The organism is Dyella sp. SG562 (assembly GCF_011759495.1).
GTDB lineage: Bacteria > Pseudomonadota > Gammaproteobacteria > Xanthomonadales > Rhodanobacteraceae > Dyella_D > Dyella_D marensis.
In genome coordinates this window covers 253,169-276,733 of sequence record NZ_JAAOYS010000007.1, presented here as the reverse complement: position 1 = coordinate 276,733, position 23,565 = coordinate 253,169, and the positions used below count along the sequence as shown (strand labels likewise).

Genomic DNA, 23,565 nt, shown 5'->3' with positions numbered 1-23,565 from the left:
GCGCCGCCGTCAGCGTCGTCTTGCCGTGGTCCACGTGACCGATCGTGCCGACGTTGACGTGCGGCTTGGTGCGTTCGAACTTACCCTTTGCCATGCGCGCTAAACCCCGATGGAGTCAGATAACGAAAAAAAGTGGAGAGCGATAACCGCGAAGACCAACTAAGTGGTGCTCATGACTGGAATCGAACCAGCGACCTCTTCCTTACCAAGGAAGTGCTCTACCGACTGAGCTACATGAGCACGAAAACTGCCAGACCAGGTTCTCTACGAGCAGGTTCCAATCTTTGGAGCAGGATCAATGGAGCGGGAGACGGGAATCGAACCCGCACCATCAGCTTGGAAGGCTGAGGTTCTACCGTTGAACTACTCCCGCCTGCGCGGAACTCGTCTGGTGGAGGAAGGTGGATTCGAACCACCGAAGGCGTAAGCCAGCAGATTTACAGTCTGCCCCCGTTGGCCGCTTGGGTATTCCTCCAACAAAGAACGGCTATTGTGTGGATCGAGCCTGGTTCTGTCAACACCCGAGCACGCAAAAAATACGTGTGCGGGGCCGGCGAATCAAGCCTCGCGCAGCGCCGCGCTCAGACGTCCGAATGCGCCTTCGCGTCGATCAGCTGCTCCATCTCCTTGGACAGATCCATCAGGCGTTTCGCCTGCGCCTGCAGCTGCCGCTCCGCCTCGTCGCGCGGCTCCCACACCGGCACCGGCGTGGGCTTGCCCTCGGGGCTGTCGAGCGCGACGAACACCATCACGCAGCTGGTCGCCAGGCGGTGCTCGTCCTTGCGCAGGTCGCGCGCCAGGACGTCCACCGCCATGTGCATGCTGGAGCGGCCGGTGTGGATCAGGCGTGCGCGCACGGTCACCAGGTCGCCGATCAGGATCGGCGCCACGAACTGGATGCCGCTCACCGACGCGGTGACGCAATACGCCCCGCTCCAGGCCACCGCGCAGGCATAGCCGGCCTGGTCGATCCACTTCATCGCCATGCCGCCGTGCACCTTGCCGCCGAAATTCACGTCGGTCGGCTGGGCCAGGAAACGGAAACTGACTTCGTGCTGCGTGCCCGACATGGAGGCTCCGGCTGGTGAAAGGACGCCTATTATGCCGCCGGCTTGCGCGCCCCGGCGCGGCTCAGAACGAGCGCCATGGGCGTGCTGACCACGCCCTTGGGCGAACGCCCTTCCGGCCCGGTCGGCACGAAGCCCAGATGCAGGTAGACCGGCACCGCGCAGCGCGAGGCATTGAGGGTGAAGCGGCGGGTGCCGGCGCGGCGGATGGCGTCGTCCATGGTCCGCTGCCACAGCTTCCGGGCGATGCCGCGGCCGTGGTAGCGCGTGCCGACGAAGAGCTGCACCAGGTGGCTGTCGTCGCGCATGCCCGATACACCGACCAGCACCGGCCCCAGGAAGGCCAGGTGGAAGCGCTGCCCCGCCAGCATCCGCTCGCGGAAACCGCGGGCGCTGAAGCGCGCCAGCATTGCCCGCCCTACCGCCTCCGGCTGGTCCGGCACCACCCAGCGGCGCGCCACCCGGCGCACCAGCAGGCCGATCGCGCGGGCGTCGCCGGGGCGCCCCAGGCGCAGGCGCAATGGATGGACTTCGCCGGACATGCCGCTCTCCCAGAACACCCCGCACAGTCTGGCAGCGCCGGCGCCGGAAACAAAAAAGCGGCGGACACCGCGAGGTGCCGCCGCTGCTCTTGCGGGCGATGCCGGTCAGACGTTGAACAGGAAGTGCAGCACGTCGCCGTCCTTCACCACGTAGTCCTTGCCTTCCTTGCGCAGGCGGCCCGCCGCGGCGGCGCCGGCCTCACCCTTGAACTGGATGAAGTCGTCGTACGACACCGTCTCGGCACGGATGAAGCCGCGCTCGAAATCGGTGTGGATCACGCCCGCCGCCTGCGGCGCGGTGAAGCCGCGCTTGATCGTCCAGGCGCGCACCTCCTTTACGCCGGCGGTGAAATAGGTCTGCAGCTTGAGCAGGGTGTAGCCGGCGCGGATCACGCGGTTCAGGCCCGGCTCTTCCAGGCCCAGGTCCTTGAGGAATTCGTCGCGGTCGGCGTCGTCGAGCTGCGAGAGCTCCTCTTCGATGGCGGCGCATACCGGCACCACTTCGGCACCTTCCTGCACGGCGCGGGCGCGCACGGCATCGAGGTGCGGATTGTTATCGAAGCCGTCCTCGCGCACGTTGGCGATGTACATCAGCGGCTTCAAGGTGAGCAGGAACAGGTCGCGCACCAGCGCCTTTTCATCCTCGTCCAGGCCCAGGCTGCGCGCGCTCCTGCCTTCGTTGAGGCCGGCGGCGAGCTTCTGCAGCACCGGCTTCCTGGCCAGGGCCTCCTTGTCGTTGGCCTTGGCCGCGCGCTCGGCGCGGTTCAGCGCTTTCTCCACCGAATCGAGGTCGGCCAGGGCCAGCTCGGTGTCGATGGTTTCGATGTCGGCGATCGGGTCGACCTTGCCGGCCACGTGGATGATGTCGGTGTGCTCGAAACAGCGCACCACGTGGGCGATCGCATCCACCTCGCGGATATGCGCCAGGAACTTGTTGCCCAGGCCCTCGCCCTTGGAGGCGCCGGCGACCAGGCCCGCGATGTCGACGAATTCGACCGCGGTGGGAATCACCTTCTGCGGATTGACGATGTCCGACAGCGCCTGCAGGCGCGCATCCGGCACCGGCACCACGCCGACGTTCGGCTCGATCGTGCAGAACGGGAAGTTGGCGGCGGCGATGCCGGCCTTGGTCAGCGCGTTGAACAGGGTGGACTTGCCGACGTTAGGCAGGCCGACGATGCCGCATTTGATGCCCATGGATGGATCCGGGAATAGGGAGTGGAGAATAGGGAATAGTAAAACCAGCAAGAGGCGAAACGCTTTAGCGATTCCCTATTCCCGATTCCCTATTCCCAGGTGTATGCAGCTGCTGCATCGCCTTGTCGAACTGCCCGTCGACCGCCAGCGGCAGCACGTTGAGCGCGCGCGCGATGCCATCCAGGATGGCGTCCTCGTCCTTGGCGGAGGGGCGGCCCAGCACCCACGGCGTGACCTGGTCCCGGTGCCCGGGATGGCCGATGCCGATGCGCAGGCGATGGAACCTGGCGTGGCCGAGGTGGGCGATGGTGTCGCGCAGGCCGTTCTGGCCGCCGTGGCCGCCGTCGAACTTCAGGCGCACGGTGCCGGCGTCCAGGTCCAGTTCGTCATGGGCGACCAGGCATTCGGCCGGTTCGATCTTGTAGTAGCGCAGCGCCGCCGTGACGGCGAGGCCGCTCTTGTTCATGAAGGTGGCGGGCTTGAGCAGCCACACCGGCTCGCCGCCGATGCGCACCTTGCAGGTTTCGCCATGCAGCTTGCCGTCGAAGCCCCAGCGCTCGCCCTGCCCCGCCGCGAGGGCGTCAACAAACCAGAACCCGGCGTTATGCCGGGTTCGGAGATATTCGGCACCGGGATTACCCAGCCCGACAACGAGGCGCAGACCCGCCATGGATAGCCGGCAAGCACGCGGCGGCGACCCGCGCCGGAAAGGCGCGGATCGCCGTGCGACTTACTTCTTGGCGTCCTTGCCGGCGTCGGCGGCCGGAGCGGCCTCGCCTTCGGCCGGAGCCTCTTCGACTTCTTCCTTCACCGTGTTGGCGGTGACCACGGCGATGTCGTGATCGGCGCCCAGGTGCAGGGCCGGGATTTCCACGCCCTTCGGCAGCGACAGCTGCGACAGGTGGACGATCTCGCCCGGCTTCAGGCTGGCCAGGTCGAGTTCGATGAACTCCGGCAGGTCCTTCGGCAGGCAGGAGACTTCCACTTCGGTCAGGTTGTGCGAGATCACCACGCCGGAGGTCTTGCCGGCCGGGGACTTTTCCTGGTTAAGGAAGTGCAGCGGCACGTTGACGCGAACGGCTTCGTTCTCATTGATGCGCAGGAAGTCCATGTGCAGCATCTGCTGCTTGAACGGATGCTTCTGCCAGTCGCGCACCAGCACCTTCTGCACTTTGCCGTCGACGTTCAGGTCGAGCACCGAGGAGAAGAACCACTCATGCTTGGCGGCAAGCAGGATGGTGTTGTGGAAGATCTGGATGCTCTGCGGGGGCTGGCCCGCACCGTAGACGACGGCCGGCACGAAGTCCGCACGACGCAGGCGGCGGCTCGCACCTTTCCCCTCGTCCTTGCGGCTCTCGGCCTTGATTTCATGAATCTGTGCCATGTTGGCGATTCCTACTTCAGGTTGTGATCCGCCTCGCGGCGGTTTGAGTGACTCCCTCGCGACCAAGGGAGTCGGTTTTTTTTGAGTAAATTAGGGAATAGGGAATAGGGAATCGAGGTTGCGCTTCGGCTTTTTCCGATTCCCTATTCCCTATTCCCGATTCCCGCCCCAATCAATCCACGTAGAGCGAGCTGACCGATTCGCCGAACGCGATGCGGCGGATGGTCTCCGCCAGCAGCTCGGCCACCGAAAGCTGGCGGATCTTGGCGCAGGCCTGGGCTTCCGGGCGCAGCGGCAAGGTGTTGGTCACCACCAGCTGGTCGAGCTGGGAGTTCTCCACATTGCTGATCGCCGCACCGGACAGCACCGGGTGCACGCAGTACGCCACCACCTTGCGGGCGCCGCGCTCCTTCAGAGCCGCAGCAGCCGCGCACAGGGTGCCGGCGGTGTCGACGATGTCGTCGACCAGCACGCAGGTCTTGCCGTCCACGTCGCCGATGATGTTCATCACCGTGGCCACGTTCGCCTTCGGGCGGCGCTTGTCGATGATGGCCAGGTCCGCGTCGTCCAGGCGCTTGGCCAGGGCGCGGGCGCGCACCACGCCGCCGACGTCCGGGCTGACCACGATCAGGTTGTCCATCGAGTGGTTGCGCCAGATGTCCGCCAGCAGCAGCGGCGAGGCGTAGACGTTGTCCACCGGGATGTCGAAGAAGCCCTGGATCTGGTCCGCGTGCAGGTCCACCGTGAGCACGCGGTCGACGCCGACGGTGCCGATCATCTTGGCCACCATCTTGGCGGTGATCGGCACGCGCGCCGAACGCGGGCGGCGGTCCTGGCGGGCGTAGCCGAAGTACGGCATCACCGCGGTCACGCTGGCCGCCGAGGCGCGCTTGAGCGCGTCCACCAGGGTCAGCAGCTCGAACAGGTTCTCCGCGCTGGGCGCGCCCGTCGGCTGGATCACGAACACTTCCTGCCGGCGGACGTTCTCTTCGATCTCGATCTGCGTCTCGCCGTCGCTGAAGCGGCCGACCAGCGCCTTGCCCAGCGGCACGCCCAGACGCGTGGCGACATCCTCGGCGAGGGCGCGGTGCGCGTTGCCGGTGAAGAGCATCGGGGTGGACGTGTCCACGGTCATTGCAGTGAGCCTTTGGCCATCTCGGTTTCGAAGTGGCTGGGGCGGCAGGATTCGAACCTGCGCATGCGGGAATCAAAATCCCGTGCCTTAACCAGCTTGGCGACGCCCCAGTGAATTTTTTTGTCCCGGCCCCGCCTCGCGGCGGGCCGGGACCTGTCTCTTGCGGCTCAGGCGGCGCCGCGATGGCGCGCCAGAGCTTCCAGCAACGGGGAGCGCTCCACGCCGAAGGCCACATGGGCCGAGCATGAAGGCGGGCACTGACCGGCGACGAATTCCGCCCGTTCCTGCGACTTGGTCTCGATGAAGATGCAACCGCCGCTGCCGGAAAGCCTTGCCCAGCCGAACTTGTTCAGCCAGCCCAGCGCCGCAGCCACCCGGGGGTGGCGCGCGCGTACGACCGGCTCGAAGGCGTTCTCGGCTGTTTCGCCCGAAGCAAAGGATGAAATTGTGGCTGGCTGAGCATTTCGTGTCAATTCAGACGCTTGAAAAAGCTCGCCGGTGGGCACGTGTTCGTGCGGATCGACCACCACGTACCAGCGCTGCGGCAGCGCGATCGGCTGCAGCCGGTCGCCCACCCCCTCGGCCCAGGCCGAACGTCCGCGCACGAAGACCGGCACGTCGGCGCCGAGCTGGCGGCCCAGTTCGGCCAGCGCGTCCTCGGTCAGGCCGGTGCCCCAGAGATGGTTGAGCGCGACCAGCACCGTCGCCGCATCCGAACTGCCGCCGCCCAGGCCGCCGCCCATCGGGATGCGCTTCTCCAGCTCGATATCCACCCCGGCACCGGCCGGCGCATGCGGCTGCAGCAGGCGGGCGGCGCGGACCGCCAGGTCCTGTTCTTCCGGCACCCCGGGGACGTCCGTGAGGCGCCGCACCAGGCCGTCGCGGCGGGGGCGCAGGCGGATCTCGTCGCCCCAGTCCAGCAGCCGGAACACTGTCTGCAGCTCGTGGTAGCTGTCGGGACGCCGCCCGGTGATGCGCAGGAACAGGTTCAGCTTGGCCGGCGCCGGCCAGACCGTCCAATCCTCCGCCCCCGGCGCCTCGAAGGTACGGCTCATGAACACGCGCAGGTCGTCGGGGAAACCGTTCTCCAAGTCGCGCTCGCGCGCGAAGGCAAAGGCCGGATCGCGCTTGTCGACCTCGACAAAGCCATGCCTGGCATAGAACGGCGCATTCCACGGCACGTCGGCCAGGGTGCCCAGGGTGATCCGCCGATAGCCGGCGGCGCGGGCCCAGGCGCAGGCGTGCTCCAGCAGCGCCGCGCCGATGCCCTGGCCGCCCCAGCCCGGCAGCACGTCGATCTCGGCCAGGCCGATGCCGGCCTCGTCCTCGGTGTCCAGCCAGACAAAGCCCACCGGCTCGCCGCTCGCGTCGCTCAGCGCAACCCATACCAGGCCACGCTCGATCGCCAGCCGCAGCAGGTCGGGCGGCATCACCACCGGCGCGTAGAAGCGCCAGGCGCGATGGCCGCGGAACAGTTCCATGGCCTCGCGTTCGATGGCGCACAGCGCCTCCACCTGCTCCGGCAGCGCGCGCTGGATGCTATAGCTCATGTCGATTCCGGCTGACGGCGCCCGGCCGCGGGGGCGCCAAGCCTAACCGCGGAGCGGTCTTACTGAAACGTCCAGGAGTCGATCGACAGGCGCACCCGGTACGGCGGCTTTTCCGCGAATACCTTCTTCGGCACCGGCGGCTGCCGGGTGGCGTCCCATTCGCGGTAGTCGACATTCCAGCCGTCCTGCTGCAGCAGGGACGGCAGGCGGTCGGTGCCGAAGCTCAGTTCCGCCGGGCCGCCGTCGGCGCGCAGGCCGAGCACCCAGGCGCGCAGTTCGCGCAGCGGCACGTCCCAGCCCAGCGCCTTGAGCATCAGCGATTCGGCGTCCGGCCCGCGGATCGGGCCGCCGTCCACGCCTTCCAGCAGGGCACCGTCGGGGCCGCCGCTGAGGCGGAAGCTCTTGCCGACCACCGGAGAGCGCACGGTGAATTCGTAGCGCTCGCCGTCCTGCGACCAGCTCAAGCTGCCGCTGCCGCCGTCCTTGCCGTCGGAAATGCCCAGCTTGCCCTGCAGCACCCAATGATCGGTGCCGGCCAGGGCGTGCTCGCGCGCTTCCTGCTCGTTGAGCAGGGCGGCATCGCCCTTCATGCGCACGGCCGGCGCGGACACGCAGGCGGCGAGCAGCAGCGGCAGGGCCGCCGCCGCGATACGCAGAAAAGTCCTCATGGATTCAGTCGCTTGAGCGTGTCGTGGAGGGTGCTGCTGTGCGGATCGATGCGGCGCACTTCGTCGAACACGCGGCGCGCGTCGGCCTGGCGCCCCTGCTTCCACAGCACCTCGCCCAGGTGCACGCCGACGTCGGCGTCCTTGCGCGCCTGCCAGGCGGTGCGCAGGGTCTGCTCGGCCTGGTCCAGGTGGCCCAGCCGGTACTGCAGCCAGCCCCAGGAGTCGGCGATGGCCGGGTCGTTCGGCTTGGCGCTGCGCGCGGTCTGGATCAGCTGCTCGGCTTCCGGCAGGTCGCGGTTGGCGTCGGCCAGGGTGTAGCCCAGTGCATTGGTGGCGTCGATGTCGTCCGGCTTGAGCTGCAGCAGGCGGCGGAAATCGGCCACCGCCTTGTCCGTGTCGCCGGTCTCGGCATAGGCCAGGCCGCGGCCGTAGAGCAGCTCCGGATCGTCCGGCACCACCTGCAGCGCGCGGCTGAACGCCGCCTCGGCCTGGGCGAACTTCTGGTCGGCCATGTACAGGCTGGCGTCGGCCTCGTAGGCGCGGCGCAGCTGGGCCGGCTGGTCGAGGTAGTCGGTCTGCATCTGGGTCAGCAGCTCGTGGGATTCCGAAGCCCGGCCCATCTTGTGCAGCAGGATGGCGCTGCGCAGGTCGGCTTCGAAGGCGTGGTCGTCCTCGTCCGGCACCTGGTTGTACCAGTCCAGCGCTTCCTCGTTCTTGTCCAGCATTTCGGCCAGGGTGCCGAGCAGGAAGTTGTTGCTGTCGCGCACGTCGCGCGGCGCGCGCTGCAGCTGGGCGTAGATGCGGGCGATCGCCTTGCTGTCGTTGGCGCGCGCGGCCAGGGTGGCGCGCAGGGCGTAGGTCTCGGTGTTCTGCGGACCGTTGTCGAGCACCTTGGTCGCCCCGGCATAGTCGCCGGCCTGGCCCAGCAGGGTGGCGTAGGCCATGCGCAGGCCGGCGTTCTTAGGCTCGCGGCCCAGCGCCTTCTGGAACATGGCCTGCGCGCCGGCGCGGTCGCCGTTGCGGTACTTCAGCTGGGCGGCCCAGGCGTAGGTCTCGGCGCTGTTGAAGCGCTTGATCGCGGCGTCGACCAACTGCTGCGCGTAGGCGTGGCGGCCGAGCTTGTCGCCCAGCTCGCTCATGGCCAGCCAGGCCTGCGGGTCGGACGGCAGGCGTTTCGGGGTGGCCAGGGCTTCCAGCAGGCGGGCGGAAACGGCGGTATCGCGGCTGCCGAGCAGCACGCGGCCGAACTGGCGCCAGGCGTCCGGATCGCCGCTGGAGATCAGCGCGTCCAGCTGCTTCTGCGCTTCGCCGGTGTCGCCCCGGTCCAGCGCCAGCTGGGCGCGGACCGTGGCCAGGTCGCCCGGCTTGGCGCCCAGCTGCTGCCAGCGCTCGATGGCACGTCCGGCCAGCACGGGATCGTGGATGGCCGTGGCCAGCTCGGTCGCCTGCTGGGCCACGCGCGGGTCGTTGCTCAGCCCCATGGCCTTGGCGTAGGCCGCGGCAGCGGACTTGAGGTCGGTGCGGACGATCGCCATCTCGCCGGCCAGCAGCTGGGCGGTGAGGTCGTGGTCTTCATCGGGAGTGACCACCGCCAGGTGATCCAGCGGCTGCGCGGACGCCGGCTTGGCGGCCTGCTGGCCCGGTACCGTGGCGCATCCGGCCAATACGGCCAGGCCGATGGCGCCGATCGCAAAATGCCGCAGTTGCTTGAACTTGGCCCACCTGCTCAGCACACTATTCTCCGTTCATCCGTCATATAGCCGCCGCTCCCCGGGAACGGCCAGTATCGCGGCCTAGTTTACGCCGCGGATGCCTGCCGCTCCCAAACGATCCTCACCATGCCGCTGATCGCCCTCGGGCTCAATCACCTCACCGCGCCGGTCCAGCTGCGCGAGCAAGTGGCGTTCGACGAGTCGAACGCCGGCGCCGCGTTGCAGGAGCTGACCAGCCAGCCCGGCGTGGAAGAGGCGATGATCCTGTCCACCTGCAACCGCACCGAGCTCTACGTCAGCGTCGCCGCGGGCGCCGAGGCGGTGCCGGAGGCATGGCTGAGCCGGCACCATCAGCTGACTCCCGGCAAGCTCGACGAGTTCCTCTACCGCCACGACGAGGACGACGCCGTCCGCCACATGTTCCGCGTGGCCACCGGCCTGGACTCGATGGTGCTGGGCGAGCCGCAGATCCTCGGCCAGGTGAAGGACGCCTACCAGGTGGCGCGCGACGCGCAGACCCTGCGCGCGCCGATGGACCGCCTGCTGCAGCACACCTTCGCCGTGGCCAAGCGCGTGCGCACGGACACCCGCATCGGCGCGCATACCGTGTCGGTGGCCTTCACCGCGGTGCGCCTGGCCGAGCAGGTGTTCACCGACCTGAAACAGGCCTGCGTGCTGCTGATCGGCGCCGGCGACACCATCGAGCTGGCCGCGCGGCATCTGGCCGACAAGAAAGTGCGGCGCCTGATCGTGGCCAACCGCACGCTGGAAAACGCGCAGGAACTGGCCAGCCGCCACGGCGGCTACGCCATCGGCCTGCACGACCTGCCGCAGCACCTGGCCGAAGCCGACATCGTGATTTCCTCCACCGCCGCGCGGCTGCCGATCGTGACGCGGCCGATGGTGGAGAAAGCCATCGGCGCGCGCCGGCGCAAGCCGATGTTCATGGTGGACATCGCCGTGCCGCGCGACATCGAGCCGGCGGTGGGCGAACTGGAAGACGTGTTCCTCTACGGCATCGACGACCTGCGCCAGGTGATCGACGACAACCGCCGCTCGCGCGAGGCCGCGGCCCGCGAGGCGGACGCCATCATCGACCTGCAGGTCGACCGCTACATGGCCTGGCGCCGCGCGCTCACGCTGCGCAATCCGGCGGTGGACATGCGCCAGCACGCCGAGGCGCACCGCGACGAAGTGCTGGAGAAGGCGCGCGCCATGCTCGCCCGCGGCAGGTCGCCGGACGAGGCGCTGGCCTTCCTCGCCAACACCCTCACCAACAAGCTGCTGCACCATCCCAGCGCCCGCCTGCGCGAAGCCGCGCTGGCCGGCGACATGGACCTGCTGCACGCGGCCGGGCGCCTCTACGGGCTGGACGAGAAGGAACCGGACGCCGAAGGCTAGCGGGCCTGTCCAACGCCGCTGCTTCCTGGCCGTACCGGCCGCGTCCCTTCCCTCCTCCGCGCCCGCCCATGACTCCTTCGATCCGCCGCAAACTCGAATCCCTCGCCGAACGCCACGAAGAAGTCGGCCTGCTGCTCGCGCAGCCGGACGTGCTCGCCGATGGCGGCCGCTTCCGCGATCTGTCGCGCGAATACGCGCAGCTGGAACCGGTGGTCGGCGCGCTGCGCGAGCACGAGCAGGCGCAGCGCGAACTGGACGAATCGCGCGCCATGCTGGCCGATCCGGACATGCGCGAACTGGCGGCCGACGACGTCGCTCGCCTGGAAACGCGCCTGGCCGAACTCGACGCCGAACTGCAGATCCTGCTGCTGCCGAAAGACCCGCGCGACGACGCCAACCTGTTCCTGGAAGTGCGCGCCGGCGCGGGCGGCGACGAGGCGGCGATCTTCGCCGGCGACGTGTTCCGCATGTACGCGCGCTACGCCGAGCGCCAGGGCTGGCGCGTGGAGATCCTGAGCGAGCATGCCGGCGAGCATGGCGGCTACAAGGAGATCGTGGCGCGCGTGGAAGGCCCGATCGTCAACGGCGTGGGCGTGTACTCGCGGCTCAAGTTCGAATCCGGCGTGCACTGCGTGAAGCGCGTGCCGGCCACCGAAGCGCAGGGCCGCGTGCACACCTCCACCGCCACCGTGGCGGTACTGCCGGAGCTGGACGGCATCGAAGAGATCCAGATCGCGCCGGCCGACCTGAAAGTGGACACCTTCCGCGCCTCCGGCGCCGGCGGCCAGCACGTCAACAAGACCGACTCGGCCATCCGCATCACCCACCTGCCCAGCGGCATCGTGGTCGAGTGCCAGGACGAGCGCAGCCAGCACAAGAACCGCGCCCGCGCGATGAGCCTGCTCAAGGCACGCCTGCTCGACGAGGCGCAGTCCAAGCAGACCGCCGAGCAAGCCGAGTCGCGCCGCCTGCAGGTGGGCAGCGGCGACCGCAGCCAGCGCATCCGCACCTACCGCTACAAGGACAACCTGGTCACCGACCACCGCATCGGCCTGGACCTGTACCGCCTGCCCGAGATCATGCAGGGCGACCTGGACGAACTGGTCGCGGCGCTGCTGCGCGAGCACCAGGCGGACCAGCTCAAGGCCTTGGCCTGAGCCTGCTTACGGTGTCACGCACCCGGCGATTGGCAGTGCCCGCAGCGTGGGTTAGCGTGCGCGGATGAAGCAGGCTTCACGATCCGAACTCCTCGCCCTCCATCACCAGCTGGCCCGTCTGCTCGACCGCGCTGACGCGGCCGGCGCCGAGGCGCTGGCGGCGCGCGCGCGCGCGGCATCGCCGCAGGACGTCGAGCTCGCCCGCCTGCATGGCCTGGCCCTGCTCCAGCTGGGCCGCGCCGACGAGGCGCGCGCCGCGCTGGAAGCCGCGGCGGAACTGGCGCCGGACAGCGTCGAAGTGCAATGCAACCTGGCCGGCGTGGAGCTGGAGCAGGGCGATGCCGAAGGCGCCATCGCGCGCCTGCGCGCCGCGCTGCGCAAGCAGCCCGGCCACGCCGCCATCCTGCTGGCGCTGGGCAATGCGCTGATGGCGGTGGGGCGCTACGCGCAGGCGCGCGAGTCCTACGCCATGGCCACGCACGGCGCGCCCCAGCATGCCGGGCTGCGGCTCAATCTCGCCGCGGCCGAACTGGAACTGGGCAATCTCGACCAGGCTGCGCAGCACACCGACGAAGGCCTGCAGCTGGCGCCCGACTACGACGGCGCCTACGCCATGCGCGCCCGCGTGCTGCACGCCATGGGCCGCGTCGACGAAGCGGCCGAGGCCTGGCTGCAGGCCGAACGCTGCGCGCCGGAACAAGCGCTCTACCCGTTCCACGCCGGCCTGCTGCTGGACGACGCCGGCAACCTGCCCGCCGCCGCCGAAGCGTTCGAGCGCGCGCTGCGCCTGGACGCCGCCGCCGGCGCCGCGCTCGCCATGCTGGTCTTCGCCAAGCGCCGCCTGTGCGACTGGCGCGGTCTCGATGAACTGAGCGAACGCCTGCATCGCGCGGTGGCCGAAGGCCGCGACGGCGTCATGCCGTTCGCGTTTCTCGCCGAGGAGGCCAGCGCCGCCGAACAGCGCCGCTGCGCCGCGACCTTTGCCGCAGGCGTGGAAAAGATCGCCGCGCCGTGGCGCAATGTGCTCGCCTTCGAACCCGCGCAGCGCACCGCCATCGACCCGCTGCGCGTGGGCTTCGTCTCCAACGGCTTCGGCGAGCGGCCGATCGGCCAGCTGCTTACCGGCGTGCTGGAAAAACTCGGCGACGAACGGCTCCAGGTCCACGTGTTCTGCTTGGTGCCCGACGATGGCGGCCCGATCCGCCAGCGCCTGGCCGCAAGCACCACCGTGCACGACGTCACCGGCCTGGCCCCGATGGAAGTGGCGCGCCGCGTGCACGCCGCCGGCATCGAGGTGCTGTTCGACCTGCGCAGCTACGGCGGCGGCGCCAACAGCGACCTGTTCGAATTCCGCCCCGCGCCGGTGCAGGTGAACTGGCTGGCCTATCCGGCCACCGCCGGCGCGGCCTGGACCGATTACCTGCTGACCGACGCCGTGGCCCTGCCCGCACCGCTGCGCGAAGGCTTCAGCGAGAAGATCGTGCGGCTGTCGCGCTGCGCGCTGCCGTTCGACGACCGCACGCCGATTGCCGCGCCGCCTTCGCGCGCCGACTGCGGCCTGCCCGAAAGCGGCACCGTGTTCGCCAGCTTCAATGGCCACCACAAGCTCAACCCCGCCAGCTTCGCGCGCTTCATGCTGATCCTGCAGCAGGTGCCGGACAGCGTGCTGTGGCTGTATTCCGGCAACGACGGCACCGACCAGCGCCTGCGCCAGGCCGCCGGCCTGATGGAGGTGGATCCGGACCGCCTGGTCTTCATGCCGCGCCTGCCGCATGCCGAGCACCTGGCGCGGCTGGCGCATGCCGACCTGTTCCTGGACACCCTGCCCTGCAATGCGCAGTCCACCGCGGCCGACGCGCTGTGGGCCGGTTGTCCGGTACTCACCTGGATCGGCCGCACCCTGGCCGGCCGCCAGGGCGCCAGCCTGCTGTTCCATGCCGGCCTGCCCGAGCTGGTGGCCGACGACGAGGACTCGTTCGTCTCCATGGCCGTGCACCTGGGCAAGGACCGCGAGGCGCTGGACACCTTGCGCCGCCATCTGCAGGACGCGCGTGCCGACAGCCCGGTGTTCGATACGGCCGGCTTCGCCAACGACCTGCGCCGCGCCATCCAGGCCATGGGCGCGCGCCATCGCATCGGGCGTCCGCCGGCCGACCTGGATCTTTGATGCCCCGTTGTAGGTTGGGGTGAGCCACAGGCGAACCCCAACGGTGCGAGACTCTTGAAGTTGGCCATATCGGGGTCAGCCCGCGGCTCATCCCAATCTACGCCCCGCACTGCCGGAGACCGACATGAGCAAGAAGGACAAGGGCTACCGCAAAACCATGGAGGAACTGCAGCTGGAGCTGGCCGGCCTGCACCGCTGGCTCAAGCGCAGCGGCCATCGCGTGGTGGTGCTGTTCGAAGGGCGCGACGCGGCCGGCAAGGGCGGCACCATCAAGGCCATCACCGAGTCGATGGATACGCGCGGCTATCGCGTCGCCGCACTGGGCAAGCCCAGCGAGGCGGAGTCGACGCAGTGGTATTTCCAGCGCTACGTCGAACACCTGCCCGCCGCCGGCGAACTCGTGCTGTTCGACCGCAGCTGGTACAACCGCGCGGTGGTGGAGCCGGCCATGGGCTTCTGCACCGAGCAGCAGCGCGAGGACTTCCTGCACGCCGTGCCGCACTTCGAGAAGCTGCTGGCCGACGACGGCATCGTCCTGATCAAGTACTGGCTGGCGGTGGACCAGAAGAAGCAGGAAGAACGCTTCGCCGAACGCGCCGAGGACCCGCTCAAGCGCTGGAAGCTCTCGCCGGTGGACCTGGCCTCGCGCAACAAGTACGCGGAAATGGGCCACCTGCGCGACCAGATGATCGAACGCACCAACCGGCCGTACGCGCCGTGGTTCGTGGTCGACTACAACGACCAGAAGCGCGGCCGCGTCAACCTGATCCGTCACTTGCTGGAACATATCCCGCGCAAGGAGACCAGCATTCCGGAAGTGAAGCTGCCCAAGCTCAAGGGCAAGCCGCGGCGCGAGCACGTCACCGACAAGGCGCAGTGGGTGCCGGATACCTTCGCGGACGAGTAAGCCGCACGGGCGCTCAGCCCGTGCGGAAATCTTCCGGCTCTTCGCCGTTCCACTCGCTGCGCGCGACCTCATCGACCCGCGCCGCCGGCGGCCCCTTGCGCAGCCATTGCTCCAGCGCATCGATGGCGACGGGGCTGCCGCAGGCCAGCACCTCGACGCCGCCGTCCGGCAGGTTCCTGGCATAGCCGGCCAGCCCGCGCACCAGGGCCTGCTCGCGGGTGCAGGCGCGGAAGCAGACGCCCTGCACCTTGCCGCTCACCCGGAACAAGGCCGCGGCCATGGCCTTATTTCCCCGCCTTCGGCAGGCCGACCGCCTCGCCCAGCGAGGCTTCGGTGACCGGGCCGACAAAGCGCTTGGCCACCTTGCCGTCCGGCCCGATCAGCCAGGTGGTGGGCAGGCCGCGCGGTTCGTCGAAATCCTTCGGCGGCTGGTCCAGGGTGACCTGGGCGATCGGGTAGCTGACCGGATGCTTGGCCAGGAAGGCCTGGATATCGGCCTTGTCGGTGTCCTCGTAGGCCAGGCCGATGGCGGCGACCTTGTCCTTGTGCGTGGCGACGAAGCGCGAGATGTCCGGCATCTCCTTGATGCAGGGCACGCACCAGGTGGCCCAGTAATTGACGATCACGTACTTGCCGCGCTGCTGCGCGAGATCGTACGGCTTGCCCTCGAGCGTGCTGATCTTCAGCGTGGGCTGCGCCGGCATGGCGGCCTGCGCGGCGGGCACGCCGGCGGCCAGGGCCGCGGCGAGGACGATGGCGGTGAAACGATTCATGCGACCACTTCCTTCGAAGTTTCTTGCGTAGCGGGGAAAACCTGATCGAGCTTGGCGTCCAGCTTCTCGCGCAGCAGCTTGGCCGTGGAACACAGCAGCTGGAGCAGCTCGTCCGGCAACTTGATGCCGAGCGATTGCGCCTCGCCGGCCGGGTCCAGCGGCAGACGATAACCCGCATATTGGTAAACGCGCAGCAGGTCGGTGGCATCCAGGCTGCGGCTGAGCAGCCAGCCGCCGGATTCGCTGCGCTGGACCAGGTCGGCGCGCTGCAGGTCTTCGAAGAAGGCGGCGATGGAACCGCTGCGCAGGTACGGTTCTTCCAGGCGCACGATCGCCGGGTCGACGCTGTAGCCCTTGCGCTGCGCATCGACGAAATGCCGCAGCACCACCATCAGGCCGAGGAATTCCGAACCCTCGGGCAGGCATTCGGTCGGTATCTGGTATTCGTAGGCCGAGATCGACGCGGCGATCGACGCGCCGAGGATCACGATGATCCACGAAAGATAGATCCACAGCAGGAAGATCGGCAGCGCCGCCAGCGCCGCGCCGTAGATCTGCTGGTAAGTCTGCGCGTGATGCACGAACAGCGCGAAACCCCAGCGCGCCAGCTCGAACAGCACCGCGCCGAGCAGCGCGCCGATCGCCGCGTGCTTCAGCGACACGCGCCGGTTCGGCACCACCACGTAGAGCAGCCACAGCGTCACGAAGGTCACCACGAACGGCAGCGCGCTGAGCAGATAGGTGCCGAAGTTGAAGCTGGCCGCGCTCTTGATCAGCGGCAGCGCGGTGACATACGAGCTTGCGGCCAGTCCACCCACCACCAGGACCGGCCCCAGGGTCAGCGCGGCCCAGTACAGCAGCAGGCGCGAGCCCCAGGCGCGCGGGCGGTGCACGCGCCAGATGCGGTTGAGGCGGTCCTCGATGCTCACCATCATCGACACCGCGCTGAACAGCATCACGATCACGCTGATGCCGGTGAGCTTGCTGGCGTTGTCGGCGAAGGCCAGCAGCGCGTTCTTCACCGTCTCGGCCGCGGCCGGCACCATGTTGAAGACGAAATTGATCAGCGTATTGCGCCATTCGGCGAATACCGGAAACGCCGAGAACATCGCCAGCACCGCCACCACCAGGGGCACCAGCGATACCAGGGTGGTGTAGGACAGCGCACCGGCCGTCTCGAAGCACTTGTCGTCGATGAAGCGCTGCCACAGGAAGCGGCTGAAGCTGGTGGTGCGGTCGCGGTCGATGCGCCAGGCCATGCGGGTCCTCGTCGGCTGCCGCCGCCAGGGGCGCGGCGGCTACATGGGCGGAACGGAACGGTACACTAACCGATCCGCAGCGAACGCCCCAACCCAAGGCGCAAGGCATGAGCCGAGACATCCTGGTCCTCTACTACAGCCGCAGCGGCCATACCGCGCGCCTGGCGCGGCTGGTCGCGCGCGGCGTGGAAGAAGCCGGCCTGCAGGCGCGCCTGCGCCAGGTGCCGCCGGTGGCGCCGGTGACCGAGACCGCGCAGCCGCCGGAACCGGAAGAAGGCGCGCCCTACGCCAGCCGCCAGGACCTGCTCGAATGCGCGGGCCTGGCGCTGGGCAGCCCCACGCGCTTCGGCAACATGGCCGCGCCGCTGAAGTACTTCCTCGACAACACCGGCGCCGAATGGGCCAGCGGCGCGCTCGCCGGCAAGCCCGCCGCGGTGTTCACCTCCACCAGCACCATGCACGGCGGGCAGGAATCCACCTTGCTGAGCATGGCTTTGCCGCTGCTGCACCATGGCATGTTGCTGGTCGGCGTGCCGTATACGGAGCCTGCGCTCACCGCCACGCAGAGCGGCGGCACGCCGTACGGCGCCAGCCATGTGTCCGGCGCGCAGGGCGACAACGCCATCAGCGAACACGAGCGCGAACTGGCGCGTGCGCTGGGGCGGCGACTGGCCGACGTGGCGCGCCGGCTGGCGGACAGCAACTCGTGAGCGCGCCGGTTCCGCGCGCGTACCGCATCGGCCTGGCCGCGTGGGCCGCGCTGGTGCTGCTGCAGTTCGCCTGGCACGGCTGGTTGTTTCCGGCGCAGCTGATGCCGGTGTGGCTGGTGCTGCTGATCACCGTACTGCCGCTGCTGCTGCCCTTGCTGGCGCTGCGCCGCGACGTGCGCCGCGCGCTGCTGTGGGTGGGCATCCTGGCGCTGTTCTATTTCTGCCACGGCATCGCCGAGGGCTGGAGTTCGTCGAGCGAGCGCTGGCTGGCGCTGGTGGAGATCGTGCTGACCTTGCTGCTGATCGGCGCGCTGGGCGCGGGTGTGCAGCGCAGGCCGGCGCGCTGACGAAGGCCGAACAAGCGCCGGCCTATACTCCGCGGGCATTCTCAAGCCCAGGGAGGGCCGCATGGGATTCCTGCAAGAAGCGCCGCAGCTGGCGCATCCGTACCGCGACGACCGCCTGCTGGTCGACCTGCTCGACCGCGTGCTGCCGGCGGAGCGCCGCGCCGCCATCGAAACCGACCTCGACGCTCTAGGCGACTACGCGCGCCTGGCCTGGCGCCGCGTCTGCAGCACCACGCGGCGCAAGCCGGTGCTCACGCAGTGGGACGCCTGGGGCCGCCGCGTCGACCGCATCGAGCTGACGCCCGCCTGGCAGGAAGGCCCGCTGCTGACCACGCGCCACGCGGTGCTCGCCGCCGGCCACGAAGCGCATCCGGAAGCGCGCGTGGAGGAATTCGCCCGCGTCTATCTCTATCACCTGGCCAGCGAGTTCTATACCTGCCCGCTGGCGATGACCGACGGCGCCGCCACCGCGCTGAAGGCTTCCGGCAATGCGCAGCTGATCGAACGCGCGCTGCCGCATTTCCTCAGCCGCGACCCGGCGAACTTCTGGCTCAGCGGCCAGTGGATGACCGAGAACGCCGGCGGCTCCGACGTGGGCAACACCGAAACCGTCGCGCGCCGCGATGCGGACGGCCAGTGGCGGCTGTACGGGCGCAAGTGGTTCAGTTCCGCGGTGGTCGGCGAAGCCGCCCTGGCGCTGGCCCGCCCCGAAGGCGCCGGCAGCGGCGCGGGTGCGCTGGCGCTGTTCTATGTGGAGACCATGGACGATGGCCAGCGCAAACCCGAGCTGGTCATCGACCGCCTCAAGGACAAGCTCGGCACGCACGAGCTGCCCACCGCCGAGATCCATCTCGACGGCCTGCCCGCCTGGCCGGTAGGCGAACTGGAACACGGCGTGCGCCAGGTGGCGCCGATGCTCAACGTCACGCGCAGCTGGAACGCGATCTGCGCGGTGGCCAGCATGGCGCGCGCGCTGCAGCTGGCGCGCGACTACGCGCGCCGCCGCCAGGCCTTCGGCCGCAGCCTCGCCGAGCAGCCGCTGCACGCGCAGACGCTGGCCGGCATGCAGGCGGAATTCGAGGCCGCGTTCGCGCTCGGCTTCGAAGTGGCGCATCTGCTCGGCCGCGCCGAACACCGCGCCGCCACGCCGGACGAAGCCGCGCTGCTGCGCCTGCTCACGCCGCTGGCCAAGCTGTGGACCGGCAAGCTGGCCATAAGCATCTGCTCGGAAGCGCTGGAGTGCTTCGGCGGCGCCGGCTATATCGAGGACACCGGCCTGCCCCAGCTGCTGCGCGATGCGCAGGTGTATGCGATCTGGGAAGGCACCACGAACGTACTATCGCTGGACTCGCTGCGCGCGCTGGCCGGCAAGTCGCCCGAGGCCCTGCGCGCATGCATCGCCCATTGGCTGGCCGACAGCGACGACATGCACGCCGCCAGCGCCGTGCAGCACACGCTCGACGCGGCCATGCGCTGGCTGGACACGCACGGCGCGCAGCGCGACGCGCTGGAAGCAGGCGCGCGCGGCCTGGCCTTGACCCTGGCCCGCTGCGCGGCGGCGGCGCTGCTGGCGCGGCAGGCGACCTGGGCCAAGCGCCAGCGCGGCGACCTGCGGCCAGGGGCGGCGCTGCGGCGCTTCGTCAGCCACGGGCTGGACCGGCTGGATACGCTGGATGCGGCGGATACCGCGCTGCTGGCGTAGGCCAGGGTGAGCCGCAGGCAAACCCCAACATGACCACGTTCAAACGCCTCGCCTCGTTGGGGTTCGCCTATGGCTCACCCCAACCTACACTAATGCCCTTCCTCCACCACGGCCTTTCCCCATGCAGCACCTGACCATCGTCACCACCGGCGGCACCATCGACAAGATCTACTTCGACGACAAGTCGGACTACAAGATCGGCGCGCCGCAGATCGGCGAGATCCTCGGCCAGCTCGGCGTCGCCTTCCAGTTCGACGTGATCCCGATCCTGCGCAAGGACAGCCTGCACATGGGCGCCGAGGACCGCGCCCTGGTGCGTTCCGCCATCGAGGCGCAGCCGCACCGCCACGTGCTGGTCACGCACGGCACCGACACCATGGTGGAGACCGCGCGCGAACTGGCCCAGATCAAGGGCAAGGTGATCGTGCTCACCGGCGCGCTCAATCCGGCGCGCTTCCAGGGCTCGGACGCGGTGTTCAACATCGGCTGCGCGGTGGGCGCGGTGCAGACCCTGCCGGACGGCGTGTACATCGCCATGAACGGCCGCATCTGGGACCCGGCCAAGGTGCGCAAGAACCGCGACGCCAACCGCTTCGAGGAAGCGTAAGCATCCATGTAGGTTGGGGTGAGCCGCAGGCGAACCCCAACAGACGTACGATTGTCGCGATGTTGGGGTTGGCCTCCGGCTCACCCCAACCTACGTGGAAAAAGAAACGGGCCCGGTCTTGCGACCGGGCCCGTTTCATTTTTCTCACTGCACGTTGAGGTTGACGTCGTCCAGCACGAACGAGGTCTGCAGCGAGCTGTCCTCGGTGCCCGTGAACTTGATGGTCACGGTCTGGCCGATGTACGCGCTCAGGTCGAAGGTCTTCAGCGAGTAGCCCGAAGCCTTGTTGAGGTTCGAGTACGTCGCCAGCGTCTTCAGCACGGTGCCGCTGCTGTTGAGCACCTGCACGTTGAGCTTGTCGTACGCGGTCGAGGTGGTGGTCTCGGCGGTGTCGACGTGCAGGTAGAACGTCAGCGAAGCCGAGGTCTTGCCGGCCGGGATGGCCACGCTCTGCGAGACGGTGTCGGTATGGCTGCTGCCATAGCCGTCCAGCCAGGTGAACCAGGTGCCGCCATGGGCGGTCTGGCCGCTGCAGCTGGAGTTGCTGCACAGCGCGCCGGAGCTGATCGACCACGGCGAGGCCGTGCCGGTCTCGAAGCCCGGATTGCCGAGCAGCTGGCTGGAACCGCCGCCGCCGCCGCTGGACACCGTGACCGACGAGCTCTTCGAGCTGGTCTTGCCGCTGGTGCCGTCGGTCACCGTCTCGGTGACGGTGTAGGTGCCGGCCGCCGCGTAGGTGTGGCTGGGGCTGGTCGCGGTGGAGGTGCCGCCGTCGCCGAAGGTCCAGGCGTGCGACGAAATGGTGCCGCCGGTATCCGTGGAGCTGTCGGTGAAGTTGGCCACCAGGCCGCTGGTGGTGAAGCTGAAGTTGGCCGTGGGCGTGCCGCCGGTGCTGCCGCCGCCGGAGACCCAGTTCGCCGCCGCGAAGGCGTTGACCTTGGAGATGTCCAGGCTGCCGAAGCCGGTGGTGTAGTCCCAGCCCGCCGCGGCGTTGTAGCCGTGGCCGCTGTAGCCGTTGTTGCCCGAGGTCACGTCATGCAGCAGCTCGGGGTGGTTCGGGAAGTCGCCGTAGAACTTCGAGGTCGGGAACGGCAGCGCATTGCCGTTGTTCGACTGCAGGCGCGCCCACACGCCGACGAAGATCGGCGAAGCCAGGCTGGTGCCGCCGATGGCGTAGGTGCTGCCCTGGTAGACGATCTGCGCGCCGCTGGACTGCGCCGCGTCGAAGGCCACGTCGGGCAGCACGCGCTTGGTCACCGAGGAACCGAGCGCGGCGGTCTGCCAGCTCGGCGCGGTCTCGAACGAGCTGACGCCGCCGCCGGTGGCCCACAGGCGCTTGCGCGTGTCGGTGGAGCTGACGTTGGCCAGGCCTTCGTTCCACACCGTCTCGCCGGCCCAGGTGGTGCCGTTGGTCGACAGCGTGGTGCCGCCCACCGCGACCACGTACGGCGAAGCCGCCGGCTCGCTCACCGAGTAAGCGGTGAGGTCGGCCGTGACGGTGCCCGAGGAATTGGTCAGCACGCCGCCCTGCGACTCGTACACGCCTTCGTCGCCGGAGGAGATCGAGAAGGTCTGGCCCTGCGCGACGGCCTGCTGGAACACGTTGTCGTCGGCCTGCTGGGTGCCGGCGTTGTGCGCGGCAGTCTCGTCTTCGCCCAGCGACACGTTGACCACCTTGGCCACGTTGTCGGTCACGGCCTTGTTGTAGGCGGCGGTGATGCCGGCGTCGGTCAGCGAGGCGTTGTTGGTGCCGTTGGCCGCCGTGTAGAAGATCAGCTTCTGCACGCCGCCGGTGGTGCCGACGATGGTCTGGCTGTCCAGGTTCCACTCGCCGTCGCCGTCGGTGTCGTCCCACAGCGCGGCCGTGCCCACTTTCACCGTCTGCACGTTGGTGGTCGGCAGGCCGGCGTTGCTGGTGAAGGTGTTGAGGTCGTTGATGGTGGTGGTGGTGGCGCCCCAGGTCACGATGCCGACCGTGGTGTTGGTGGCCGCCGGCACGCTGCCGACGTCGTAGATCGCCGGGAAGTCCTTCGGGTTGTGGCTGGCGACGGTGGCACTGGTCGCGTTCGGGTGGATCTCGGCCGGGGTCAGCTGCTTCAGCACGTGGTGCATGGTGTGCTTGACGCTGACGTCCTGCAGGCCCAGCACCGCCTCGACGGTGTCGGCTAGCGAGGACGGCACCTGCACTTCGCCGTCGTTGGCCACGCGCTGGCGGCCGCGGAACTGGAAGGTCTTCATGGTGGTGCGGAACGCGGCCTGCACGTGGCCGGCATTGCCGTCGGCCTCGACCAGCAGGTTGTTCGGCGACACGGTGACGTTGCCGAAGCCGGCGGCGCGCAGATGCGCGATCACCGCCTGCACCTGCTGCTCGGTCGGCGCATAGGCCGCCTTGAACTGCTCAGGCGTGAGGTACTTGCCGTAGTGCGCGCTGCCCGGCGTGGCCAGCTCGTGCAGGAACTGCTGCAGCTGGTCGGCGTTGCGCAGCTTCAGGCTGACCGCGATGTGCAGCGGCTTGCTCTGCTCCAGCGGGGTGACCAACGCGTTGTCCACGGTGGGATTGCCGCGCATGCGGATGGTCCACTGCGCGGCGCCGCCGGCGGTGGACAGGGTGGAAACGCCGGCGCCGGCGCGGTCGATCGCCGGATGGGTCTTGGTGCCGACCCAGCTGTCGGCGGCCTGCGCCGAACCGGCCAGCATCGCCAGCGAAACGGCGGCCGGCAGAAGAGCCTTGCGATACAGCTTGTTGGTGATGCTCCGCGAGTGATTCAGACTGCTCATTCCGTGACTCCCCAGACATTTTTCAGGCACGAACGGACCCGATGCGGCCGGTCGGCCCCATGATGGAAATGCCGCGCTTGGGTGCGGCGCCTTTGGTGTGTGATTGCCCAGCGATCCTGTGTACGCCCGGCCCGCTGTCCCCTGGTCGCTCCTGACCCAGACGCGCCTGACTCTCTGCGTTGCTATTGAGCGAACCGCTGCCCCGCGGTGGCGCTCACGCATCACCCGTCAACCTCCCCGCCGACGGATTCATTGACGCTAAGGGGCGGCGCACGATTTCGTCAATGCGCGCAAAACCCCTGGAAATAAGTGATTTCCGACACCTTCGCGTCAGCAACTTTTTACGAAGCCGCGACGTTGCGCGAACGCTTGCATGCACGTGTTGCACGCGCACGCGTGATGGCGACCAGTCATGCCCGCACGATATGACGATATGCCCGCCTCGATTTCTTGCGTTTGAAACGAAGCGGCCGCGAGCATGCCTTTCGCCTTGGATAAACGA

Annotated in this window: 22 protein-coding genes and 4 tRNA genes; 8 read left to right on the top strand and 18 right to left on the bottom strand. The window is 68.7% G+C overall.

What is annotated here, in order from left to right; translation table 11 throughout:
• The 14 genes from FHW84_RS15020 to FHW84_RS14955 form a co-directional block, all read right to left on the bottom strand.
• Positions 1–94, bottom strand: a 94-nt coding sequence (locus FHW84_RS15020) for a GTP-binding protein (protein WP_005434227.1), incomplete at its 3' end; no start/stop codon positions are given.
• 70 nt (positions 95–164) lie between these two features.
• A tRNA-Thr gene (locus FHW84_RS15015) sits at positions 165–240 on the bottom strand.
• A 59-nt stretch (positions 241–299) separates the two neighbouring features.
• Positions 300–373: transfer RNA gene (locus FHW84_RS15010), tRNA-Gly, on the bottom strand.
• Between the two features lie 16 nt (positions 374–389).
• Positions 390–475, bottom strand: a tRNA-Tyr gene (locus FHW84_RS15005).
• A gap of 106 nt (positions 476–581) precedes the next feature.
• Positions 582–1,070, bottom strand: coding sequence for an acyl-CoA thioesterase (locus tag FHW84_RS15000; protein ID WP_167256772.1), 489 nt, complete (start codon positions 1,068–1,070; stop codon positions 582–584).
• A 29-nt stretch (positions 1,071–1,099) separates the two neighbouring features.
• Entirely contained in the window at positions 1,100–1,609 is a 510-nt protein-coding gene (locus FHW84_RS14995; protein ID WP_167256771.1) for a GNAT family N-acetyltransferase, read from the bottom strand.
• Between the two features lie 105 nt (positions 1,610–1,714).
• Entirely contained in the window at positions 1,715–2,806 is a 1,092-nt protein-coding gene (ychF, locus tag FHW84_RS14990) for a redox-regulated ATPase YchF (RefSeq protein WP_167256770.1), read from the bottom strand.
• Between the two features lie 64 nt (positions 2,807–2,870).
• Positions 2,871–3,476: an aminoacyl-tRNA hydrolase gene (gene pth / locus FHW84_RS14985; RefSeq protein ID WP_167256769.1), complete on the bottom strand. Its 606-nt coding sequence runs from the start codon at positions 3,474–3,476 to the stop codon at positions 2,871–2,873.
• Between the two features lie 60 nt (positions 3,477–3,536).
• Complete coding sequence (locus tag FHW84_RS14980) at positions 3,537–4,190, bottom strand: 50S ribosomal protein L25/general stress protein Ctc (RefSeq protein WP_167256768.1); 654 nt, start codon at positions 4,188–4,190, stop codon at positions 3,537–3,539.
• A 172-nt stretch (positions 4,191–4,362) separates the two neighbouring features.
• Entirely contained in the window at positions 4,363–5,301 is a 939-nt protein-coding gene (locus tag FHW84_RS14975; protein WP_167256788.1) for a ribose-phosphate diphosphokinase, read from the bottom strand.
• A 57-nt stretch (positions 5,302–5,358) separates the two neighbouring features.
• A tRNA-Gln gene (locus FHW84_RS14970) sits at positions 5,359–5,435 on the bottom strand.
• A 57-nt stretch (positions 5,436–5,492) separates the two neighbouring features.
• Positions 5,493–6,875 carry a 4-(cytidine 5'-diphospho)-2-C-methyl-D-erythritol kinase gene (gene ispE / locus FHW84_RS14965; RefSeq protein WP_167256767.1) on the bottom strand — a complete coding sequence of 461 codons (1,383 nt, stop codon included), beginning with the start codon at positions 6,873–6,875 and terminating at the stop codon, positions 5,493–5,495.
• A gap of 59 nt (positions 6,876–6,934) precedes the next feature.
• Entirely contained in the window at positions 6,935–7,543 is a 609-nt protein-coding gene (gene lolB / locus FHW84_RS14960) for a lipoprotein insertase outer membrane protein LolB (RefSeq protein ID WP_167256766.1), read from the bottom strand.
• A complete protein-coding gene (locus FHW84_RS14955; RefSeq protein ID WP_343203606.1) occupies positions 7,540–9,276 on the bottom strand; it encodes a tetratricopeptide repeat protein in 1,737 nt (578 codons plus the stop codon). Before FHW84_RS14955 ends, lolB begins: the two co-directional genes overlap by 4 nt.
• A gap of 105 nt (positions 9,277–9,381) precedes the next feature.
• Here FHW84_RS14955 and hemA point away from each other — a divergent pair, with 105 nt between their 5' ends.
• The 4 genes from hemA to ppk2 all read left to right on the top strand — a co-directional run bounded on the left by hemA (position 9,382) and on the right by ppk2 (position 14,887).
• Entirely contained in the window at positions 9,382–10,656 is a 1,275-nt protein-coding gene (gene hemA, locus FHW84_RS14950) for a glutamyl-tRNA reductase (protein WP_167256765.1), read from the top strand.
• Between the two features lie 68 nt (positions 10,657–10,724).
• A complete protein-coding gene (gene prfA / locus FHW84_RS14945; protein WP_167256764.1) occupies positions 10,725–11,813 on the top strand; it encodes a peptide chain release factor 1 in 1,089 nt (362 codons plus the stop codon).
• A 64-nt stretch (positions 11,814–11,877) separates the two neighbouring features.
• Positions 11,878–13,980 (top strand): tetratricopeptide repeat protein, encoded by a 2,103-nt coding sequence (locus FHW84_RS14940; protein WP_167256763.1) that lies wholly within the window; start codon positions 11,878–11,880, stop codon positions 13,978–13,980.
• Positions 13,981–14,104: 124 nt separating this feature from the next.
• Complete coding sequence (gene ppk2, locus FHW84_RS14935; RefSeq protein ID WP_167256762.1) at positions 14,105–14,887, top strand: polyphosphate kinase 2; 783 nt, start codon at positions 14,105–14,107, stop codon at positions 14,885–14,887.
• Positions 14,888–14,900: 13 nt separating this feature from the next.
• Here ppk2 and FHW84_RS14930 read toward each other — a convergent pair whose 3' ends face one another.
• Genes FHW84_RS14930 through FHW84_RS14920 form a run of 3 tightly spaced genes read right to left on the bottom strand, consistent with a single transcriptional unit; the run spans position 14,901 to position 16,919 of the window.
• A complete protein-coding gene (locus tag FHW84_RS14930; protein ID WP_167256761.1) occupies positions 14,901–15,167 on the bottom strand; it encodes an acylphosphatase in 267 nt (88 codons plus the stop codon).
• A 4-nt stretch (positions 15,168–15,171) separates the two neighbouring features.
• On the bottom strand, positions 15,172–15,660 hold the full coding sequence (locus tag FHW84_RS14925) for a TlpA disulfide reductase family protein (RefSeq protein ID WP_167256760.1): 489 nt from the start codon (positions 15,658–15,660) through the stop codon (positions 15,172–15,174).
• Positions 15,657–16,919 (bottom strand): YihY family inner membrane protein, encoded by a 1,263-nt coding sequence (locus FHW84_RS14920; RefSeq protein ID WP_167256759.1) that lies wholly within the window; start codon positions 16,917–16,919, stop codon positions 15,657–15,659. The genes FHW84_RS14925 and FHW84_RS14920 overlap by 4 nt, the downstream gene beginning before the upstream one ends.
• A 107-nt stretch (positions 16,920–17,026) precedes the next feature.
• Here FHW84_RS14920 and wrbA point away from each other — a divergent pair, with 107 nt between their 5' ends.
• From wrbA to FHW84_RS14900, 4 genes are all read left to right on the top strand, one after another.
• Entirely contained in the window at positions 17,027–17,629 is a 603-nt protein-coding gene (wrbA, locus tag FHW84_RS14915; RefSeq protein WP_167256758.1) for an NAD(P)H:quinone oxidoreductase, read from the top strand.
• Positions 17,626–17,976, top strand: coding sequence for a DUF2069 domain-containing protein (locus FHW84_RS14910; RefSeq protein ID WP_167256757.1), 351 nt, complete (start codon positions 17,626–17,628; stop codon positions 17,974–17,976). Before wrbA ends, FHW84_RS14910 begins: the two co-directional genes overlap by 4 nt.
• 61 nt (positions 17,977–18,037) lie before the next feature.
• The gene (locus tag FHW84_RS14905; protein WP_167256756.1) at positions 18,038–19,678 is read left to right on the top strand and encodes an acyl-CoA dehydrogenase family protein; all 1,641 of its coding nucleotides are present in this window, start codon (positions 18,038–18,040) and stop codon (positions 19,676–19,678) included.
• Between the two features lie 121 nt (positions 19,679–19,799).
• A complete protein-coding gene (locus FHW84_RS14900; RefSeq protein ID WP_167256755.1) occupies positions 19,800–20,285 on the top strand; it encodes an asparaginase domain-containing protein in 486 nt (161 codons plus the stop codon).
• 144 nt (positions 20,286–20,429) lie between these two features.
• On the opposite strand, the gene FHW84_RS14895 is transcribed toward FHW84_RS14900, so the two are convergent.
• On the bottom strand, positions 20,430–23,063 hold the full coding sequence (locus FHW84_RS14895) for a protease pro-enzyme activation domain-containing protein (RefSeq protein WP_167256754.1): 2,634 nt from the start codon (positions 23,061–23,063) through the stop codon (positions 20,430–20,432).
• Positions 23,064–23,565: the final 502 nt, after the last annotated feature.

Coding starts and splice junctions, on each gene's coding strand:
- FHW84_RS14995 (WP_167256771.1), bottom strand. CDS start 1,609: ATGTCCGGCGAAGTCCATCCATTGCGCCTGCGCCTGGGGCGCCCCGGC.
- FHW84_RS14905 (WP_167256756.1), top strand. CDS start 18,038: ATGGGATTCCTGCAAGAAGCGCCGCAGCTGGCGCATCCGTACCGCGAC.
- FHW84_RS15000 (WP_167256772.1), bottom strand. CDS start 1,070: ATGTCGGGCACGCAGCACGAAGTCAGTTTCCGTTTCCTGGCCCAGCCG.
- ppk2 (WP_167256762.1), top strand. CDS start 14,105: ATGAGCAAGAAGGACAAGGGCTACCGCAAAACCATGGAGGAACTGCAG.
- pth (WP_167256769.1), bottom strand. CDS start 3,476: ATGGCGGGTCTGCGCCTCGTTGTCGGGCTGGGTAATCCCGGTGCCGAA.
- FHW84_RS14975 (WP_167256788.1), bottom strand. CDS start 5,301: ATGCTCTTCACCGGCAACGCGCACCGCGCCCTCGCCGAGGATGTCGCC.
- FHW84_RS14895 (WP_167256754.1), bottom strand. CDS start 23,063: ATGAGCAGTCTGAATCACTCGCGGAGCATCACCAACAAGCTGTATCGC.
- FHW84_RS14930 (WP_167256761.1), bottom strand. CDS start 15,167: ATGGCCGCGGCCTTGTTCCGGGTGAGCGGCAAGGTGCAGGGCGTCTGC.
- ispE (WP_167256767.1), bottom strand. CDS start 6,875: ATGAGCTATAGCATCCAGCGCGCGCTGCCGGAGCAGGTGGAGGCGCTG.
- wrbA (WP_167256758.1), top strand. CDS start 17,027: ATGAGCCGAGACATCCTGGTCCTCTACTACAGCCGCAGCGGCCATACC.
- prfA (WP_167256764.1), top strand. CDS start 10,725: ATGACTCCTTCGATCCGCCGCAAACTCGAATCCCTCGCCGAACGCCAC.
- FHW84_RS14940 (WP_167256763.1), top strand. CDS start 11,878: ATGAAGCAGGCTTCACGATCCGAACTCCTCGCCCTCCATCACCAGCTG.
- lolB (WP_167256766.1), bottom strand. CDS start 7,543: ATGAGGACTTTTCTGCGTATCGCGGCGGCGGCCCTGCCGCTGCTGCTC.
- hemA (WP_167256765.1), top strand. CDS start 9,382: ATGCCGCTGATCGCCCTCGGGCTCAATCACCTCACCGCGCCGGTCCAG.
- FHW84_RS14920 (WP_167256759.1), bottom strand. CDS start 16,919: ATGGCCTGGCGCATCGACCGCGACCGCACCACCAGCTTCAGCCGCTTC.
- FHW84_RS14925 (WP_167256760.1), bottom strand. CDS start 15,660: ATGAATCGTTTCACCGCCATCGTCCTCGCCGCGGCCCTGGCCGCCGGC.
- FHW84_RS14900 (WP_167256755.1), top strand. CDS start 19,800: ATGCAGCACCTGACCATCGTCACCACCGGCGGCACCATCGACAAGATC.
- FHW84_RS14980 (WP_167256768.1), bottom strand. CDS start 4,190: ATGGCACAGATTCATGAAATCAAGGCCGAGAGCCGCAAGGACGAGGGG.
- ychF (WP_167256770.1), bottom strand. CDS start 2,806: ATGGGCATCAAATGCGGCATCGTCGGCCTGCCTAACGTCGGCAAGTCC.